12 protein-coding genes are annotated in these 16,759 nt (G+C 66.1%); 2 read left to right on the top strand and 10 right to left on the bottom strand.

Annotated features, from left to right (window positions below):
* Positions 1–13: 13 nt before the first annotated feature.
* The 10 genes from GJV37_RS10245 to GJV37_RS10200 form a co-directional block, all read right to left on the bottom strand.
* Positions 14–1,498 carry an efflux transporter outer membrane subunit gene (locus tag GJV37_RS10245; protein WP_170858596.1) on the bottom strand — a complete coding sequence of 495 codons (1,485 nt, stop codon included), beginning with the start codon at positions 1,496–1,498 and terminating at the stop codon, positions 14–16.
* Positions 1,495–4,611 (bottom strand): multidrug efflux RND transporter permease subunit, encoded by a 3,117-nt coding sequence (locus tag GJV37_RS10240; protein ID WP_170858595.1) that lies wholly within the window; start codon positions 4,609–4,611, stop codon positions 1,495–1,497. The genes GJV37_RS10245 and GJV37_RS10240 overlap by 4 nt, the downstream gene beginning before the upstream one ends.
* Positions 4,611–7,733 carry an MdtB/MuxB family multidrug efflux RND transporter permease subunit gene (locus GJV37_RS10235; protein WP_170858594.1) on the bottom strand — a complete coding sequence of 1,041 codons (3,123 nt, stop codon included), beginning with the start codon at positions 7,731–7,733 and terminating at the stop codon, positions 4,611–4,613. Before GJV37_RS10235 ends, GJV37_RS10240 begins: the two co-directional genes overlap by 1 nt.
* A complete protein-coding gene (locus tag GJV37_RS10230; RefSeq protein ID WP_170858593.1) occupies positions 7,730–9,028 on the bottom strand; it encodes an MdtA/MuxA family multidrug efflux RND transporter periplasmic adaptor subunit in 1,299 nt (432 codons plus the stop codon). Before GJV37_RS10230 ends, GJV37_RS10235 begins: the two co-directional genes overlap by 4 nt.
* 233 nt (positions 9,029–9,261) lie before the next feature.
* Positions 9,262–9,762 (bottom strand): thiol peroxidase, encoded by a 501-nt coding sequence (gene tpx, locus GJV37_RS10225; RefSeq protein WP_024762304.1) that lies wholly within the window; start codon positions 9,760–9,762, stop codon positions 9,262–9,264.
* A 144-nt stretch (positions 9,763–9,906) separates the two neighbouring features.
* The gene (locus GJV37_RS10220; RefSeq protein ID WP_054908929.1) at positions 9,907–10,227 is read right to left on the bottom strand and encodes a hypothetical protein; all 321 of its coding nucleotides are present in this window, start codon (positions 10,225–10,227) and stop codon (positions 9,907–9,909) included.
* 147 nt (positions 10,228–10,374) lie between these two features.
* On the bottom strand, positions 10,375–11,010 hold the full coding sequence (locus tag GJV37_RS10215; protein ID WP_240967256.1) for a LysE family transporter: 636 nt from the start codon (positions 11,008–11,010) through the stop codon (positions 10,375–10,377).
* A 55-nt stretch (positions 11,011–11,065) separates the two neighbouring features.
* Positions 11,066–11,455, bottom strand: a complete 390-nt coding sequence (locus GJV37_RS10210) for a VOC family protein (RefSeq protein ID WP_024762307.1) — start codon at positions 11,453–11,455, stop codon at positions 11,066–11,068.
* 29 nt (positions 11,456–11,484) lie between these two features.
* On the bottom strand, positions 11,485–11,985 hold the full coding sequence (locus GJV37_RS10205) for a VOC family protein (RefSeq protein WP_065083849.1): 501 nt from the start codon (positions 11,983–11,985) through the stop codon (positions 11,485–11,487).
* Between the two features lie 196 nt (positions 11,986–12,181).
* Complete coding sequence (locus GJV37_RS10200; protein ID WP_193452416.1) at positions 12,182–14,380, bottom strand: OsmC domain/YcaO domain-containing protein; 2,199 nt, start codon at positions 14,378–14,380, stop codon at positions 12,182–12,184.
* Between the two features lie 202 nt (positions 14,381–14,582).
* Between GJV37_RS10200 and GJV37_RS10195 the strand changes: the two genes are divergently transcribed.
* Both GJV37_RS10195 and GJV37_RS10190 read left to right on the top strand, forming a co-directional pair.
* Positions 14,583–15,770 carry a BaiN/RdsA family NAD(P)/FAD-dependent oxidoreductase gene (locus GJV37_RS10195; protein ID WP_024762309.1) on the top strand — a complete coding sequence of 396 codons (1,188 nt, stop codon included), beginning with the start codon at positions 14,583–14,585 and terminating at the stop codon, positions 15,768–15,770.
* A 132-nt stretch (positions 15,771–15,902) separates the two neighbouring features.
* Positions 15,903–16,658 carry a class II aldolase and adducin N-terminal domain-containing protein gene (locus GJV37_RS10190; RefSeq protein WP_084357668.1) on the top strand — a complete coding sequence of 252 codons (756 nt, stop codon included), beginning with the start codon at positions 15,903–15,905 and terminating at the stop codon, positions 16,656–16,658.
* Positions 16,659–16,759: the final 101 nt, after the last annotated feature.

Below are 16,759 nucleotides of genomic sequence, written 5' to 3'. Positions count from 1 at the left end.
ATCCGGCGCGGGCTCAGTCCCGCGTCGCCTGCCCTTCCTCGGCGATCTTCGCCGCATCCCAACCGCCGCCCAGCGCGGCGATCAGCTGCACGCTGGCGGTCAGGCGGCTGCCGGTCAGGGTCAACAGCGTCCTTTCGTTGGACAGCGCGCTGGTCTGGGTGGTAACGACATCGCTGTAGTCGATGGTCCCGGCCTTGTACTGGTTGGTGGTCAGGCGCAGCGCCTCGCGCGCGGCGTCGAGCGCTTCCTGCTGCACCCCGCTCTCCTCTTCCAGCACCTTGAGCTGGACCATGTAGTCCTCGACCTCGCGGAAGCTGTCCAGCACGGTCTGCCGGTAGCTGGCCACGGTCTGGTCGTAGCTCGCCTCGGCCTGCTCGACCTGGGAGGCGATCAGCCCGCCGTCGAACAGCGTCATGGCGAACTGCGGGCCGATGGACCAGTAACGGTTAGGCGTCTCGATCCAGTTCTGGAAGCTGCCGCTGCGGTAGCCGCCGGCGGCGGTGAGGGTCAGGTCGGGGAACCAGGCAGCCTTGGCCACGCCGATCTTGGCGTTGGCGGAGATCACCTGGCGCTCGGCCGAGGCCACGTCCGGGCGGCGCTGCAATATCTCCGACGGCAGTAGCGCGGGCACTGACGGCAGGCTCGGCACACCTTCCACGGCGGCCAGGGAGAACTGCGCCGGCGGTACGCCGACCAGCACCGCGATGGCGTGCTCAAGCTGTGCACGCTGGTACTTCAGGTCGATGGCCTGGGCCTCGGTGCTTTTCAGCTGGGTGCGCGCCTGGGCGACGTCGGCCTTGGTGACGATGCCGGCGTTGTACTGGTTCTCGGTGAGCTTGAGCGAGCGCTGGTAGGCCGTGACCGTGTCGTTGAGCAGCTTGATCTGCTGGTCCATCACGCGCAGCTGCAGGTAGTTCTGGGTCAGCTGGGATTGCAGGGAAAGACGCGAGTTGGCCAGGTCCGCGGCGCTGGCATCCATGCTGGCAGTGTCGGCTTCCAGCTGGCGGCGCAGCTTGCCCCACAGATCGAGCTCCCAACTCACGCCCAGGCTCGCCGAATAGCTGTTGCTGATCGAACTGCTGCCGCCACCACTGCTGACGGTGGAGCCATCGGGCAGGCGCACGCTGCCGCCGCTGCCGGTGCCCTGGCCGGAACGGGTCTTGCCGACGTCGGCACTGATGGTCGGGAAGAACGAGGAACGCGCGCCCTTGGCCAGCGCCTGGGCCTGGCGGTAGGAAGCGACCGACTGCGCCAGGGTCTGGTTGGCGGCAACCAGTCGGGTCTGTAGGTCGTTCAGCGTGGCATCGCCGTACAGTTCCCACCAGGCGCCATGGTTGAATCCGTCCTGCGGCTTCGCCAGTTGCCAGCCCTCGCCCTCCTTGAAGCTGGCGGGCACCGCCAGCTCGGGGCGCTGGTAGTCCGGACCGATGGCACAACCGGCCAGGGCCACGGCCAGCGCCAGAGCCAGCGGAGTGAGCAGGGAACGGGAACGGATCATACGGGTGTCTCCAGGGCGCCGTCGGTTTTCACACCGCGCTTCTTGTTGACCCAATGGCGCAGGCGGTCGAGGTAGAGGTAGACGACGGGGGTGGTGTAGAGGGTCAGCAACTGGCTGCCGATCAGGCCGCCGACGATGGTCATGCCCAGCGGGCGGCGCAGCGCGGCGTCGCCGCCGATGCCGAAGATCAGCGGCAGCGCGCCGAGGATGGCGGCCAGGGTGGTCATCATGATCGGCCGGAAGCGCTTCATCGCCGCTTCGAGGATCGCATCGCGCGGCGACAGACCGAGTGTGCGTTCGGCGTCCAGGGCGAAGTCGATCATCATGATGGCGTTCTTCTTCACGATGCCAATCAGCAGGATCACCCCGATCAGCGCGATCAGCGACAGTTCGGTGCGGAACAGCATCAGCGTGAGCAACGCACCGACGCCCGCCGAGGGCAGCGTCGAAAGAATGGTCAGCGGATGCACGTAGCTCTCGTAGAGGATGCCCAGCACGATATAAACCGACACCAGCGCCAGCAGGATCAGCCAGGGCATGTCGTTCTGCGTGTCCTGCACCGCGCCGGCGTTGCCTTCGAAGGTGGCCTGGATTTCCATCGGCAGATGGATGGGTTCCACCGCCGCCAGGATCGCGTCGCGGGCCGGGCCGATCTGCGCGCCCTGGGCGAGGTTGAAGGAGAAGGTGGTCGCGGCGAACTGGCCCTGGTGGTTGACCTCCAGCGGTGCACGGCTCGGCTCGATGTGGGTGAAGGCCGAGAGCGGGATACGCTGCCCTTCGCTGTTGATCACGTAGACCTGGCGCAGCTCCTCGGGGGTTTCCTGGTACGGCTGGGCGACCTCCATCACCACGTGGTACTGGTTCAACGGGTTGAAGATGGTCGAGACCTGGCGCTGGCCGTAGGAGTTGTTCAGCACCGCGTCGACTTCGGCAACGTTCACCCCCAGGCTCGCCGCGCGGTCGCGGTCGATCACCAGGCGGCTCTGCACGCCCTTGTCCTGGGCATCGCTGCTCACGTCGACGATCTGCGGCACCTTGTTCATCGCCGCCTCGACCTTCGGCGCCCATTCGCGCAGCAGCGTGAGGTCGTCGCTGCGCAGGGTGAAGTCGTACTGCGCGTTGCCCTGGCGGCCGCCGATGCGCACGTCCTGGCCGGCGACCAGGAACAGATTGGCGCCAGGCACTTCTGCCAGTTTCTTGCGTAGACGATTGACGATGGCTTCTGCCGAGTCGCGCTCGGTGATGTCCTTGAGGGTGACGAAGAAGGAGCCGGTGTTGCTCGACTGCCACTTGCCGCCGCCGACGAAGCCCACCACGTTCTCCACGCCCGGGTCTTCGGAGAGGATCCTGCGGAACTGCGCCATCTTCTTGTCCAGTGCCTGGAACGAGATGCTCTGGTCGGCCACCGCGAAACCGCGCAGGCGCCCGGAATCCTGCTGCGGCAGGAAGCCCTTGGGCACCACCACGAACAGGTACAGGTTCAGCGCGATGCAGCCGAGCATGATCACCACCATCAGCCGCGAGTGCTCCAGCGCCCAGCTCAGGCTGGCGCGGTAGCGCTGCATGAAGGCGACGAAGTAGCGGTTGCTCTGACGCTCCACCGAGGCCTTCTTCGGCCCACGCTCGACCGGCTTGAGCAGGCGTGCACAGAGCATCGGCGTGAGCGTCAGCGAGACCACCAGTGACACCAGGATGGCCGCCGCCAGGGTCACCGAGAACTCGCGGAACAGCCGCCCGGTGATGCCGCCCATGAGCAGCAGCGGGATGAACACTGCCACCAGCGACAGGGTCATCGACAGCACGGTGAAGCTTACTTCCCGCGCACCACGGATAGCGGCCTGGATCGGCGGGTCGCCCTCCTCGATGCGCCGGGCGATGTTCTCCACCACGACGATGGCGTCGTCCACCACGAAACCGGTGGCAATGATCAGCGCCATCAGCGACAGGTTGTTCAGCGAGAAGCCGCACAGGTACATGACCGCGAAGGTCCCCACCAGCGACACCGGTACCGCGAGGCTGGGGATCAGCGTGGCGCGGCCATTGCGCAGGAACAGGTAGACCACCAGGATCACCAGCACCACGGAGATGATCAGGGTCAGCTCGGCCTCTTCCAGCGAGGAGCGGATCGACGGGCTGCGGTCGTCCATCACCGACAGTTTCACCTGCGGGCCGAGCACGTCCTGGATGATCGGCAACTGCTCGTGGATGGCATCGGTGGCCTCGATGATGTTCGCGCCGGGCTGCCGGGTGATGATCAGCAGCACCGCCGGCAGGTCGTCGGAAAAGCCGGCGTTGCGCACGTCTTCCACCGAGTCGGTGACCGTGGCGACGTCCTTCAGACGCACCGCTGCGCCAGTCTCGGCGTTGTAATGGACGATCAGCGGGGCGTATTCGCTGGCCTTGCGCAGCTGGTCGTTGGAGTCCACCTGCCAATGGCGCTCACCGAACTCCAGCGAGCCCTTGGGTCCATCGGCGTTGGTGTTGTTGATCGCCGTGCGCACCGTGTCCAGGGAGATGCCGTAGTGGCTGAGCTGGTCCGGATTGACGTCGACCCGTACCGCCGGCAGCGACGAGCCGCCAATGCTCACCTGCCCCACGCCTTTCACCTGCGCCAGCTTGGGCGAGACGATGGTCGAGGCCAGGTCGTACATCTCCCCGCGGGTGTAGGTGTCCGAGGTCAGCGTGAGGATCATGATCGGCATGTCCGACGGGTTCGCCTTGCGGTACGTCGGGTTGTTCGGCATGCCGGTGGGCAGCAGGCTCATCGCCGAGTTGATCGCCGACTGCACCTCGCGGGCAGCACCGTCGATGTCCTTGGACAGGTCGAACTGCACGATGATGGTGGTGTTGCCCAGGGAGCTGCTGGAGGTCATGTCGGTGACCCCGGCGATGCGCCCCAGCGAGCGTTCCAGTGGCGTCGCCACGGTGGACGCCATGGTTTCCGGGCTGGCGCCGGGCAGCGAGGCCTGCACCAGGATGGTCGGGAAGTCGACGTTGGGCAATGGCGCCACCGGCAGCAGGCTGAACGACAGCGCGCCGGCCAGCATCAGCGCCAGGGTCAGCAGGCAGGTGGCGACCGGGCGCAGGATGAACAGGCGCGAGAGGCCGCCCATCAGGTGCGCTCCGCCGGGTCGATGCTGTTCACGTCCAGGCCGTGGCGGCCGCGCCAGGCAGCCCAGCGTGCGGCGAGGCGATCGAAGTACAGGTAGATCACCGGCGTGGTGAACAGCGTCAGCAACTGGCTGACCAGCAGACCGCCAACCATGGTGACGCCCAGCGGTTGGCGCAGCTCGGCGCCGGCGCCGCCGGCGAGCATCAGCGGCAAGGCGCCCAGCAGCGCGGCCATGGTGGTCATCAGGATCGGCCGGAAGCGCAGCAGGCACGCCTGGTAGATCGCCTCATGGGGTGGCTTGCCCTCGTTACGCTCGGCGTCCAGGGCGAAGTCGATCATCATGATCGCGTTCTTCTTGACGATGCCGATCAGCAGGATGATGCCGATGATCGCCACGATGCCGATGTCCTGCCCCGACAGCATCAGCGCCAGCAGCGCGCCCACGCCGGCCGAGGGCAGCGTGGAAAGGATGGTCACCGGGTGGATGAAGCTCTCGTAGAGGATGCCCAGCACGATGTACATGGTGACGATGGACGCCAGCACCAGCAGCAGGGTGTTGGACAGCGAGGCCTCGAACGCCTGGGCGGCGCCACGGAAACTGCCCTGCAGGCTGACGGGCATTTCCATCTGCGCCTCGACGTCGCGGATCGCCTGCACCGCCTCGCCCAGGGCGACGCCCTTGGCCAGGTTGAAGGAGATGGTCGCCGCCGGGAACTGGGCGATGTGATTGACCGCCAGCAGGGTGTGGCGCTCCTCCACCTTGGCCAGGCTCGACAGGCGCACCTGGGTGCCGTCGCTGGACGGCACGTAGAGGCTCTCCAGCGACTGCGGGCCGATCTGGAACTCCGGCGCCACTTCCAGCACCACGCGGTACTGCGTGGCCTGGGTGAAGATGGTGGAGATCAGCCGCTGGCCAAAGGCGTTGTACAGCACGCTGTCGATGTTCGACAGGCTCACGCCCAGGCGGGAGGCGGTGTCGCGGTCGATGTTGATGTAGGCCTGCAACCCCTTGTCCTGCCAGTCGGTGGCCACGTCGGCCAGCTCCGGCAATTGCTGCAGGCGGTCCACCAGGCGCGGCACCCAGTCGGCGAGAACATCCGGGTCGGCGTCCTGCAGGGTGAACTGGTACTGCGTCCGGGCGATGCGGTCTTCGATGGTCAGGTCCTGCACCGGCTGCATGTACAGCTTGATGCCGGCGATCTGGTCCAGTTCCGGCTGCAGGCGATGGATCACCTCGCTGGCGGTGACGTCGCGATCGGCGTGAGGTTTCAAGTTGATCAGCAGGCGCCCGGTATTCAGCGTGGCGTTGGTGCCGTCGACGCCGATGAAGGACGACAGGCTTTCCACCGCCGGGTCCTTCAGCACGATCTTCGCCAGCTCCTGCTGGCGGCCCGCCATGGCCTGGAAGGAAATCGACTGCGGTGCCTCGGCGATGCCCTGGATCACACCGGTGTCCTGGATCGGGAAGAAGCCCTTGGGCATGAAGATGTACAGCAGCGCGGTGAGTACCACGGTGGCGATGGCCACCAGCAGGGTCAGCGACTGGTGACGCAGCACCACACGCAGGGCTGCGGCGTAGCGCTCGATCAGGTTATCGATGAAGCGCCCGGCGGCGCGGGCGAAGCGCCCTTCCTTCTCCGGCTCGACGTGGCGCAGCAGCTTGGCGCTGAGCATCGGCGTCAGGGTCAGGGAGACGAAACCGGAGATCAGGATCGCCACGGCGAGCGTGATGGCGAACTCGCGGAACAGCCGGCCAGCCACGTCGCCCATGAACAGCAGCGGGATCAGCACGGCGATCAGCGAGAAGGTCAGCGAGATGATGGTGAAGCCGATCTGCTTCGAGCCCTTGAGCGCGGCCTCCAGCGGCGGATCGCCCTGCTCCAGGTAGCGCGCAATGTTCTCCACCATGACGATGGCGTCATCCACCACGAAGCCGGTGGCGATGGTCAGCGCCATCAGCGTCAGGTTGTTGATCGAGAAGCCGGCCAGGTACATCACGCCGAAGGTGCCGATCAGCGACAGGGGCACGGCGAAGCTGGGGATCAGCGTCGCGGAGATATTGCGCAGGAACAGGAAGGTGACCATCACCACCAGGCAGACGGCGAGGAACAGCTCGAACTGCACGTCCGCCACCGAGGCGCGGATGGTCGTGGTACGGTCGGTCAGCACCGTTACTTCCAGGCTGCCCGGCAGGGTCGCCTGCAGTTGCGGGAGCATCTTCTTGATGCTGTCGACCACCTCGATGACGTTGGCGCCCGGCTGGCGCTGGATGTTCAGCACCACGGCCGGCGCGGTGTTGGCCCAGGCGGCCAGGCGCACGTTCTCGGCGTCGTCCTCCACGCTCGCCACGTCACGCACGCGCAGCGGCGAGCCGTTCTTGTAGGCGATGATCAGGTCGCGGTAGGCGTCGGCGGACTTGAGCTGGTCGTTGGCGTCCAGGGTCGAGGAACGGGTCGGGCCATCGAAGCTGCCCTTAGGGCCGTTGAGGTTGTTGTTGGTGACGGTGGTCTGCAGGTCCTGCAGGCTCAGGCCGGCCGCCGCCAGGGCGCCGGGGTTGGCGCGGATGCGCACCGCGGGCCGTTGGCCGCCGCTGATGCTGACCAGGCCGACGCCGGAAATCTGCGAAATCTTCTGCGCGAGACGCGTGTCCACCAGGTCCTGGATCTGCGGCAGCGGCATGTCCGGGGACATCACCGCCAGCGTCAGGATCGGTGCGTCCGCCGGATTCACCTTGCTGTACACCGGCTGGTTCGGCAGGTCCTTGGGCAGCAGGCTCTGCGCGGTGTTGATCGCCGCCTGGACTTCCTGTTCGGCGACATCCAGGTTGATCTGCAGGCTGAACTGCAGGGTGATCACCGAAGCACCGCCGGAACTGGTGGAAGACATCTCGTTCAGGCCGGGAATCTGCCCCAGCTGGTTCTCCAGCGGCGCGGTCACCGAGGAGGTCATGATGTCCGGGCTGGCGCCGGGATACAGGGTCACCACCTGGATGGTCGGGTAATCCACCTCCGGCAGGGCCGAGATCGGCAGGAAGCGGTAGGCGATGATCCCCGACAGCAGGATCGCCACCATCAATAGCGTGGTGGCGACCGGCCGCAGGATGAACAGGCGGGACGGGTTCATTCGCTCTTACCGCTGTCCTGGACCGGAGTGTCCGAGCCGAACGGCTTGGCGGTGGACTTGTCGCCCTCCTCCGTCGCGGCCGCGCGGGCCTTTTCATCGGAGGCGACGATGTTCATGCGGGTGCCTTCGCGCAGACGGTCGGTGCCTTCGACGACCACGCGGTCGCCTTCCTTCAGGCCCTCGGCCACCACCACGCGCTCGCTCTCGCTGGTGCCCAGGGTGACCAGTTGGCGCTTGGCCTTGCTCTCCTCGCCGACCAGGTAGACGTAGGTGCCGTCGTTGCCGCGCTGCACGGCGTTGGCCGGAATGGTCAGCACGCCCGGCAGGGTCTCGGCGAGCAGGCGCACGTTGACGAACTGGTTGGGGAACAGCTTGTGGTCGGCGTTCTCGAAGCCGGCCTTGAGCTTGACGGTGCCGGTGGTGGTGTCGATCTGGTTGTCCAGCGTCTTCAGCACGCCGGTGGCCAGGGTCTGGTTCTGGTTGCGGTCCAGCGCCTCGACCGGCACCGGCTTGTTGCTGTACAGCTCACGGGCGATGGTGCCCAGTTGCTGCTGCGGCAGGCTGAACACCACGGAGATCGGCTTGACCTGAGTGATCACCACCAGCGGCGTAGTGTCGCCGGAGGTGACCAGGTTACCCACGTCCACCTGGCGCAGGCCGACGCGGCCTGCGATGGGCGCGCGCACCTGGGTGAATTCGAGGTTGAGCTTGGCGTCGGCGACCTGGCCCTGGTTGGTCTTCAGGGTGCCTTCGTACTGGCGCACCTGGGCTTCCTGGGTGTCCAGGGTCTGCTTGGCGATGGAGTCCTCGGCGTACAGGCCCTTGTAGCGGGCGAGGTCGATCTGCGCGTTCTTCAGTTGTGCCTGGTTCTGCAGCAAGGTGCCCTGGGCCTGGTCCAGCGCGGCCTGGAACGGACGCGGGTCGATCACCGCGAGAACGTCGCCGGCCTTCACTTCCTGGCCTTCCTGGAATGGCACCTTGACCAGCTGGCCGCTGACCCGCGCGCGGACGTTCACGGTGTTGTAGGCCGTCACCGTACCCAGCGCATGGTAGTGAACCGGCAAGTCGCCCCTGGTCACCGGCGCGACGCTGACGGTCACCGCCGTACCGCCCTGCCCCGCGGCCATCTGTCCCGGCCCCGGCCGTCCGCCTCGCCCACCCTGGGCTGCCGGCACTCCGGTCGACGTCGAGTGCAGCCACATGATCAGCCCGACGACGGCGGCGAACAGCAATGCCGTGATGAGCCAGGGGCGCAGTTTGCGGAGTTTGGAGGGCGATCCGTTGCTTGCAGTCATGGGGCTCTGTCTTGTTGAAAAGAGGGCTTCACGCAAAAAAGTGAGAATAGCGAGGCTGAACGATAAGCACAGCCAGGCCGCAGGCAAAGTCTCTTTACCCGCTATTTACCTTTGATTTACCGGGAGTTACGAAATTCCGGGGCATTGCGACCCGGATTGACCGGCAGGGTTCCCCGCCAGTGGGCCGACCCTCGATGGGCCGGCCCGGCTTTCTCACGAAAGCAGCAGCGTCATCAGGCCAGGGCGGCGATGGCGGCGGCGTAGTTCGGCTCGTCGGCGATTTCGCCGACCAGCTCGCTGTGCAGCACCTTGTTCTGCTCGTCCAGCACCACCACGGCCCGGGCCGCCAGGCCGGCCAGCGGGCCGTCGGCGATGGCTACGCCGTAGTTGGCGAGGAACTCGCGGCCACGCAGGGTGGACAGGTTCACCACGTTCTCCAGACCTTCGGCGCCGCAGAAGCGCGCCTGGGCGAACGGCAGGTCAGCGGAGATGCACAGCACCACGGTGTTGGCCAGCTTGCTCGCCTCGGCGTTGAACTTGCGCACGGAGGTGGCGCAGGTCGGGGTGTCGACGCTGGGGAAGATGTTCAGCACCTTGCGCTTGCCAGCGTAGGTTTCCAGGGTGACGTCGGACAGGTTGCCGGCGACCAGCGACAGGGCCGGAGCCTGCTCGCCTTTCTGCGGCAGCTTGCCGTCGACGGATACCGGGTTGCCCTTGAGGGTGACTTGAGCCATTGCTTGGGTCCTTCTGTGAGGGATGGCGGCGCTGGCGGGTTGCCAGCGCCGCAGGAGGATTCGGGGCCGGAGCAGATGCTAGCACGACTTGCCCGAGCGCAATGCTCGGACATGCATCCGGCCAACCCTCCCCTCAGGCCCGGCTCAAGCGGCAGCCGCTACAGGAGCGCCGGCAGCAGCACCCACGAATGCCTGGTCCTGGAACCCACGCGGCAGGCGCTGGGTGCCAGGCATCGCGGCCAGGCGTTTCTCCCAGAAGCTGCGCCAGTCGTTGTGCACGGCTTCTGCGCGGGCCTTGCGCTGAGCACGGCGCGCGGCGTTGCGTGCATCGCGGCGGGCCTCCTTGTAAACGTCGGTGTTACGGCAGCTCCGGCATTTCACCCGGTTCAGCTCGGTGGTGGACTCCAGGTGCTTGCCCGCGTGCCCGCAAGCCAGGTGGCCTTTGACCTTGTAGTGAGTGACCATCGCAGATTCTCCCTGTCCGGCGAGCGCACCCTCGCCGCTTGGCGGTGCCGCAGTCGGGCGAACGGTGCGTGCCGGTTGACTGTGGCGCTCAGGGAGTTGGACGGGCCGCTACGCACTGAGGTTCGAAATATCTGCCAGATGCGACCGTCAGTGGGTCGCTACCATCCGCGCGCCGAACAGCAGGTAGCAGCAGCCGGCAAAGCGATCCAGCGCCCGGCGGAAGCGGCGGTAGGCGCCCGCCATGCGCTCGCTGGCAAAGACCAGCACCACGCAGCAGTACCAGCTGAACGACAGCGTCACCATCAGCGCGATAGCCATGCCCAGCAATGCAGCCGAGGGCGCAGCCGGCATGGCGGTGGCGAACAGGGTCGCCACGAACAGCGCGGTCTTCGGATTGGTCAGGTTGCCCAGCAGGCCGAGACGGAACGCCGAGAAGGCACTGCGTTCACGGCTGACTTCAGCGAGGCTCTCTCCACCATCGGCCGGCGTCCTGCGCTTGAGCAGCTTGATGCCGAGATAGATCAGGTAGGCGCCGCCGGCCAGCTTGAAGCCCATGTACAGCGCGGGCGCGGCGCTGAACAGCGACTTGATTCCCAGGCCGCCGGCAAGCCCCCAGATCACCGTGCCGCAGGCAACTCCCAGGGCGGCGATGAGTCCATGGCGACGCGAATGCACAGCGGCGATGCGCGCCGTGGTGAAGAAGTTCGGCCCCGGCGTGACCACCGCCACGGCCCATAACAGGGCCACGGAAAGCAGCGGAGCGAAAGTGCTGGCAGCAGTCATGGGCATTCTCGTCGACAGGATGGCAAGTGCGCATTCTAGCGCCCTCGCTCGCCGCTCACTCCGGCAGATGACAGACGCAACACAGCTTGTTGCCATCCAGGTCGCGCACATAGGCACCGTAATAGGTCGGCGAATAATGCAGACGCAGGCCCGGCGGCCCTTCATCGACGCCGCCCAACTGCATGGCACGAGCATGGAAACTGTCCACCTGATGCCGCGTACGCGCCTCGAAGGCCACCAGGCTGCCATTGCCGGCACTCGCCGCCTGGCCGTCGATGGGCTCGTAGACGCAGAACACCACGTCGCTCTCCGGATGGGCGAAGATCGCCCGCTCCGGCGCATGGCGGTGCGCCTTGAGGACGATCCCCAGCGGCTCGAGCAGCTTGCTGTAGAAAGCGATGGCCCGCGGCAGGTCGTTGGTGCCGACGGTGATATGGCTGAACATGTCGCGCGCCCTCTTCTTCCGTGCCGGCCTCAATTACCCGCGTGGGCACGCTCGATGGCGGCCATGTCCAGCTTCTTCATACCCATCACCGCCTGCAGCGTGCGGCTGGCCCTGGCCTTGTCCGGGTCGGCGACCATGTCGCCGACATGGCGCGGGCAGATCTGCCAGGACACCCCGTAGCGATCCTTCAGCCAGCCGCAGATCTGTGCTTCCACCGGACCGCCGGCGCCGAGCTTGTCCCAGAAGTGGTCGATCTCCTTCTGGCTGTCGCACATCACCTGCAGCGACAGCGCCTCGGTGAAGTTGAACGCCGGCCCGCCGTTGAGGGCGATGAAGGTCTGGCCGTCGAGTTCGAACTCCACCGTCAGCACCGAGCCGGGCACGCCGCCGTGGCGGTCCTTCTCGGCTTCGGGGTAATAGGCGGTCTGGACGATCCGCGAGTTGGGGAATATCCCGGTGTAGAACTTGGCCGCTTCCTCGGCCTTGCCGTCGAACCACAGGCAGGGGGTGACGCGTTGCAGGCTGGACATGGTGACTCTCCTGATTCTCACGCGGTCGGCGTGACCGGCATGCAGCTTGGTCGCCTGGGCGACGACGGAATCGACAAGTCTAGGCGGACTTTCGCGCCTCACCGGACGACCGGTCGGGCGGTATGCCGGGTTCGCCGCGCAGCAACCCTGCAGACGAAAAAGGCACCCGAAGGTGCCTTTCTGCTCAGAGGCCCGATCAGCGCGCCACTGCCCTGGCCCGCGCCTGGTGCAGCTTCTTGTAGCTCTCGATCAGGCGCAGGTGCTTGTCCAGCCCTTCCAGCTTCATGCTGGTCGGTGTCAGGCCGTAGAAACGCACGCTGCCGTCCAGCGAACCCAGTACCGCGTCCATGCGCTCGTTGCCGAACATGCGGCGGAAGTTGGCCTCGAAGTCGGCCATCTCCAGTTCCTCGTCCAGCTGCACTTCCAGCGCCGCATTGAGCGCCTGGTAGAACAGCCCGCGTTCGACGGTGTTGTCGTTGTACTGGAGGAACATCTCCACCAGCTCCTTGGCGTTCTCGAAACGCTTCACCGCGAGGTTGATCAGCAGCTTGAGCTCCAGGATGGTCAGCTGGCCCCAGACCGTGTTGTCGTCGAACTCGATGCCGATCAGCGTGGTGATGTCGGTGTAGTCGTCCACCTCGCAGGCTTCCAGGCGCTTGAGCAGCGATTTGAGGCGGACGATGTTCAGACTGTGCAGGTTGAGGATGTCCGCGCGGAACGCCAGGGCCTTGTTGGTGTTGTCCCAGATCAGGTCTTCCACCGGGTAGATTTCCGAGTAGCCGGGCACCAGGATGCGGCAGGCGGTGGCGCCCAGGTGCTCGTACACGGCCATGTAGACCTCCTTGCCCTGCTCTTCGAGGATACCGAAGAGGGTCCGGGCTTCCTGCGCGTTGGAGTCCTCGCCGTGGCCGGAGAAGTCCCACTCGACGAACTCGAAATCGGCCTTGGCGCTGAAGAAGCGCCACGACACCACGCCGCTGGAGTCGATGAAGTGCTCGACGAAGTTGTTCGGCTCGGTCACCGCCTGGCTTTCGAAGGTTGGCCGCGGCAGGTCGTTGAGGCCCTCGAAGCTGCGGCCCTGGAGCAGCTCGGTGAGGCTGCGCTCCAGCGCCACTTCCAGGCTGGGGTGCGCGCCGAAGGAGGCGAACACGCCACCGGTGCGCGGGTTCATCAGGGTCACGCACATCACCGGGAACTCGCCGCCCAGGGACGCGTCCTTGACCAGCACCGGGAAGCCCTGTTCCTCCAGGCCCTTGATGCCGGCGACGATGCCCGGGTACTTGGCCAGCACCTCCTGCGGCACGTCCGGCAGCGCCAGCTCGCCTTCGAGGATTTCACGCTTCACCGCGCGCTCGAAGATTTCCGACAGGCACTGCACCTGAGCTTCGGCCAGGGTGTTGCCGGCGCTCATGCCGTTGGAGAGGTAGAGGTTCTCGATCAGGTTCGACGGGAAATATACCGTCTCACCGTCGGACTGGCGCACGAACGGCAGCGAGCAGATGCCGCGCTCGGTGTTGCCCGAGTTGGTGTCGTACAGGTGCGAGCCGCGCAGTTCGCCGTCCGGGTTGTAGACCTCCAGGCAGTGCTCGTCGAGGATTTCCTCCGGCAGCGCGTCCTTGGGGCCGGGCTTGAACCAGCGCTCGTCGGGGTAATGCACGAAGGGCGCGTTGGCGATCTCCTCGCCCCAGAACTGGTCGTTGTAGAAGAAGTTGCAGTTCAGCCGCTCGATGAACTCGCCCAGCGCCGAAGCCAGCGCGCTTTCCTTGGTGGCGCCCTTGCCGTTGGTGAAGCACATCGGCGATTGCGCGTCGCGGATGTGCAGCGACCAGACGTTGGGCACGATGTTGCGCCAGGAGGCGATCTCGATCTTCATCCCCAGGCCGGCGAGGATTTCCGACATGTTGGCGATGGTCTGCTCCAGCGGCAGGTCCTTGCCCGGAATGTAGGTGGTGGTATCCGCGCTCGCACTCGGCATCAGCAGCGCCTGGGCGTCGGCGTCGAGGTTTTCCACCTCCTCGATGACGAAGTCCGGGCCGGTCTGCACCACCTTCTTCACCGTACAGCGGTCGATGGAGCGCAGGATGCCCTGGCGGTCCTTCTCGGAGATATCCGCCGGCAGCTCCACCTGGATCTTGAATATCTGCTTGTAGCGGTTTTCCGGGTCGACGATGTTGTTCTGCGACAGGCGGATATTGTCCGTGGGGATGTCGCGGGTCTGGCAGTAGAGCTTGACGAAGTATGCCGCGCACAGCGCCGAGGAAGCCAGGAAGTAGTCGAACGGACCGGGAGCCGAGCCATCGCCCTTGTAGCGGATGGGCTGGTCGGCAATCACCGTGAAGTCGTCGAACTTGGCTTCGAGTCGGAGGTTGTCGAGAAAATTGACCTTGATTTCCATGCGGGCATTACCAGTAGAAAGCGAACTGCCCGGCATTATCCGGACAAAAGCGCCGCGGGGATATCCCGATGTACCCGGCGCCGGTCTGGACGCCTGCCCTCATGGCAGATGCGTACTCGACGCATGGTCGAGCGCAGGCCCGTGCTTCGGGTAAGATGCGCCGCCTCCAGCGTCAGCCAACCCGTACTACAAGGAAACCACCGTGCTCACCTCCCAGGTCATCATCATCGGCGCCGGCGCCGCGGGACTGATGTGTGCCATGAGCGCCGCCGCGCGCGGTCGCCAGGTTCTGCTGATCGACCACGCCAACAAGGCCGGCAAGAAGATCCTCATGTCCGGTGGCGGGCGCTGCAACTTCACCAACCTGTACTGCGAGCCGGTCAACTTCCTCTCGCACAATCCACATTTCTGCAAGTCCGCGCTGGCGCGCTTCACCCAGTGGGACTTCATCGCTCTGGTGGCCAAGCACGGCGTGCCCTACCACGAGAAGAAGCTCGGCCAGCTGTTCTGCGATAACAAGTCCAGCGACATCCTCGGCCTGCTGCTGGACGAGTGCGACCAGGCCGGCGTCGACCTGCGCCTGGACACCTCGGTGAGCGAGATCGCCCGCCTCGACGAAGGCGGCTACCAGTTGCAGACCAGCCTCGGCCCGGCGCGTTGTGAATCCCTGGTGATCGCCACCGGCGGCCTGTCCATCCCGACCCTGGGCGCCACCGGCTTCGGCTACCAGATCGCCCGCCAGTTCGGCCACAGCGTGCTGCCGACCCGAGCCGGCCTGGTGCCTTTCACCCTTACCGATCCGCAACTCAAGGCCCTGTGCACCGAGCTGTCCGGCACCTCGGTGGAGGACTGCCGGGTCAGCTGCAACGGCCAGAGCTTCGTCGAGAACATCCTGTTCACCCACCGCGGCCTCAGCGGTCCGGCGATCCTGCAGATATCCTCCTACTGGCAGCCTGGCGACACCCTCAGCATCGACCTCCTGCCGCATATCGACCTGCCTGCCTGGCTCGCCGAGCAGCAGCGAGAGCGCCCCAACAGCGAGCTGAAGACGTTGCTGGGCGAGCTGTTCACCAAGAAGATGGCCGGCCTGCTGGCCGAACAGTGGTTCGTCTCCAAACCCATGAAGCAGTACACGCCAGGCGAGCTCAAGGCCATCGCCGAACGCCTGGGCGACTGGCAACTGGTGCCCGCCGGCACCGAGGGCTACCGCACGGCGGAAGTCACCCTAGGCGGCGTGGACACCCGCGAGGTGTCGTCCAAGACCCTGGAGTCGCTGAAATCCCCCGGCCTGTACTTCGTCGGCGAAGTGCTGGATGTCACCGGCCACCTGGGCGGCTTCAACTTCCAGTGGGCCTGGGCCTCGGGCTACGCGGCGGCGCAGTTCGTCTAGGGCTGGCGACGCATTCGACGACCGGCCGAGCGGCACGCCCGGTCGTTCCGCATCAAGTCCAGTGGCGCCACAACCCTAGACTCGGAAGCCAGGCCCGGCCAGCCCGGCACGGGCATCGCTCCCGGAGCCGCCATGCCAACGCTCGCCAGCCGCACCCTCGACACCGGCCTGGAACGCCAGGGCCGCATCGACCTTGCCTGCGCCTTCCGCTGGGCCGCACGCCTGAACCTGCACGAGGCCATCGCCAATCACTTCAGCCTGGCGTTGTCCGCCGATGGCCGGGACTTCCTGATCAACCCCTACGGCCGGCACTTCTCGCAGATGCGCGCCAGCGACCTGCTGCGCCTGCACGCAGACGACCCCGAGGCAATCAACCGCCCGGACGCACCGGATATCACCGCCTGGGCGCTGCATGGCGCACTGCACCGCAACAACCCGCAGGCACGCTGCATCCTGCATGTGCACTCGAAGTACGCCACCGCCCTCGCCTGCCTGGACGACTCACGGCTGCCGCCCATCGAGCAGAACAGCATGCGCTTCTTCGAGCGCGTGGCCATCGACAAGGGCTTCGACGGCATGGGCCTGGGCGATGAGGCCGAGCGCGTCAGCCGCCTGCTGGGCGACAAGCCGATCCTGCTGATGGGGAACCACGGCGTGCTGGTCGCGGCGCCCAGCGTGGCCCAGGCCTTCGACGACCTCTATTACTTCGAGCGCGCCTGCGAGGTCTACCTCACCGCCCTGGCCACCGGCCGCCCGCTGCGCATCGCCAGCGACGAGGTCGCGCGCAAGACCATGCACCAGTGGCTGGAGTATCCGGGCTTCGCCGAGCGGCATTTCGCGGCGCTGCGGGAGATGTTGCTGGAGAGCGAACCGGCGTTCGTCGATTGAGATACGACGGAGCACCGGGGCTCCGTCGGGATAACCCTGCGCGCCTCAGCCCTCTCCCCCCGCCCTCTCCCTGAAGGGAGAGGGAGCTGTCCATGCCGACT

It is taken from the genome of Pseudomonas nitroreducens (assembly GCF_010994165.1).
GTDB lineage: Bacteria > Pseudomonadota > Gammaproteobacteria > Pseudomonadales > Pseudomonadaceae > Pseudomonas > Pseudomonas nitroreducens.
This window is presented reverse-complemented; position numbering and strand designations above follow the sequence as displayed.

Excerpts from the sequence above, each read along its gene's own strand:
- GJV37_RS10240 (WP_170858595.1), bottom strand. The coding sequence starts at position 4,611 with ATGGGCGGCCTCTCGCGCCTGTTCATCCTGCGCCCGGTCGCCACCTGC.
- GJV37_RS10230 (WP_170858593.1), bottom strand. The coding sequence starts at position 9,028 with ATGACTGCAAGCAACGGATCGCCCTCCAAACTCCGCAAACTGCGCCCC.
- GJV37_RS10235 (WP_170858594.1), bottom strand. The coding sequence starts at position 7,733 with ATGAACCCGTCCCGCCTGTTCATCCTGCGGCCGGTCGCCACCACGCTA.
- GJV37_RS10220 (WP_054908929.1), bottom strand. The coding sequence starts at position 10,227 with ATGGTCACTCACTACAAGGTCAAAGGCCACCTGGCTTGCGGGCACGCG.
- GJV37_RS10200 (WP_193452416.1), bottom strand. The coding sequence starts at position 14,380 with ATGGAAATCAAGGTCAATTTTCTCGACAACCTCCGACTCGAAGCCAAG.
- GJV37_RS10190 (WP_084357668.1), top strand. The coding sequence starts at position 15,903 with ATGCCAACGCTCGCCAGCCGCACCCTCGACACCGGCCTGGAACGCCAG.
- GJV37_RS10245 (WP_170858596.1), bottom strand. The coding sequence starts at position 1,498 with ATGATCCGTTCCCGTTCCCTGCTCACTCCGCTGGCTCTGGCGCTGGCC.
- GJV37_RS10215 (WP_240967256.1), bottom strand. The coding sequence starts at position 11,010 with ATGACTGCTGCCAGCACTTTCGCTCCGCTGCTTTCCGTGGCCCTGTTA.
- GJV37_RS10210 (WP_024762307.1), bottom strand. The coding sequence starts at position 11,455 with ATGTTCAGCCATATCACCGTCGGCACCAACGACCTGCCGCGGGCCATC.
- tpx (WP_024762304.1), bottom strand. The coding sequence starts at position 9,762 with ATGGCTCAAGTCACCCTCAAGGGCAACCCGGTATCCGTCGACGGCAAG.
- GJV37_RS10205 (WP_065083849.1), bottom strand. The coding sequence starts at position 11,985 with ATGTCCAGCCTGCAACGCGTCACCCCCTGCCTGTGGTTCGACGGCAAG.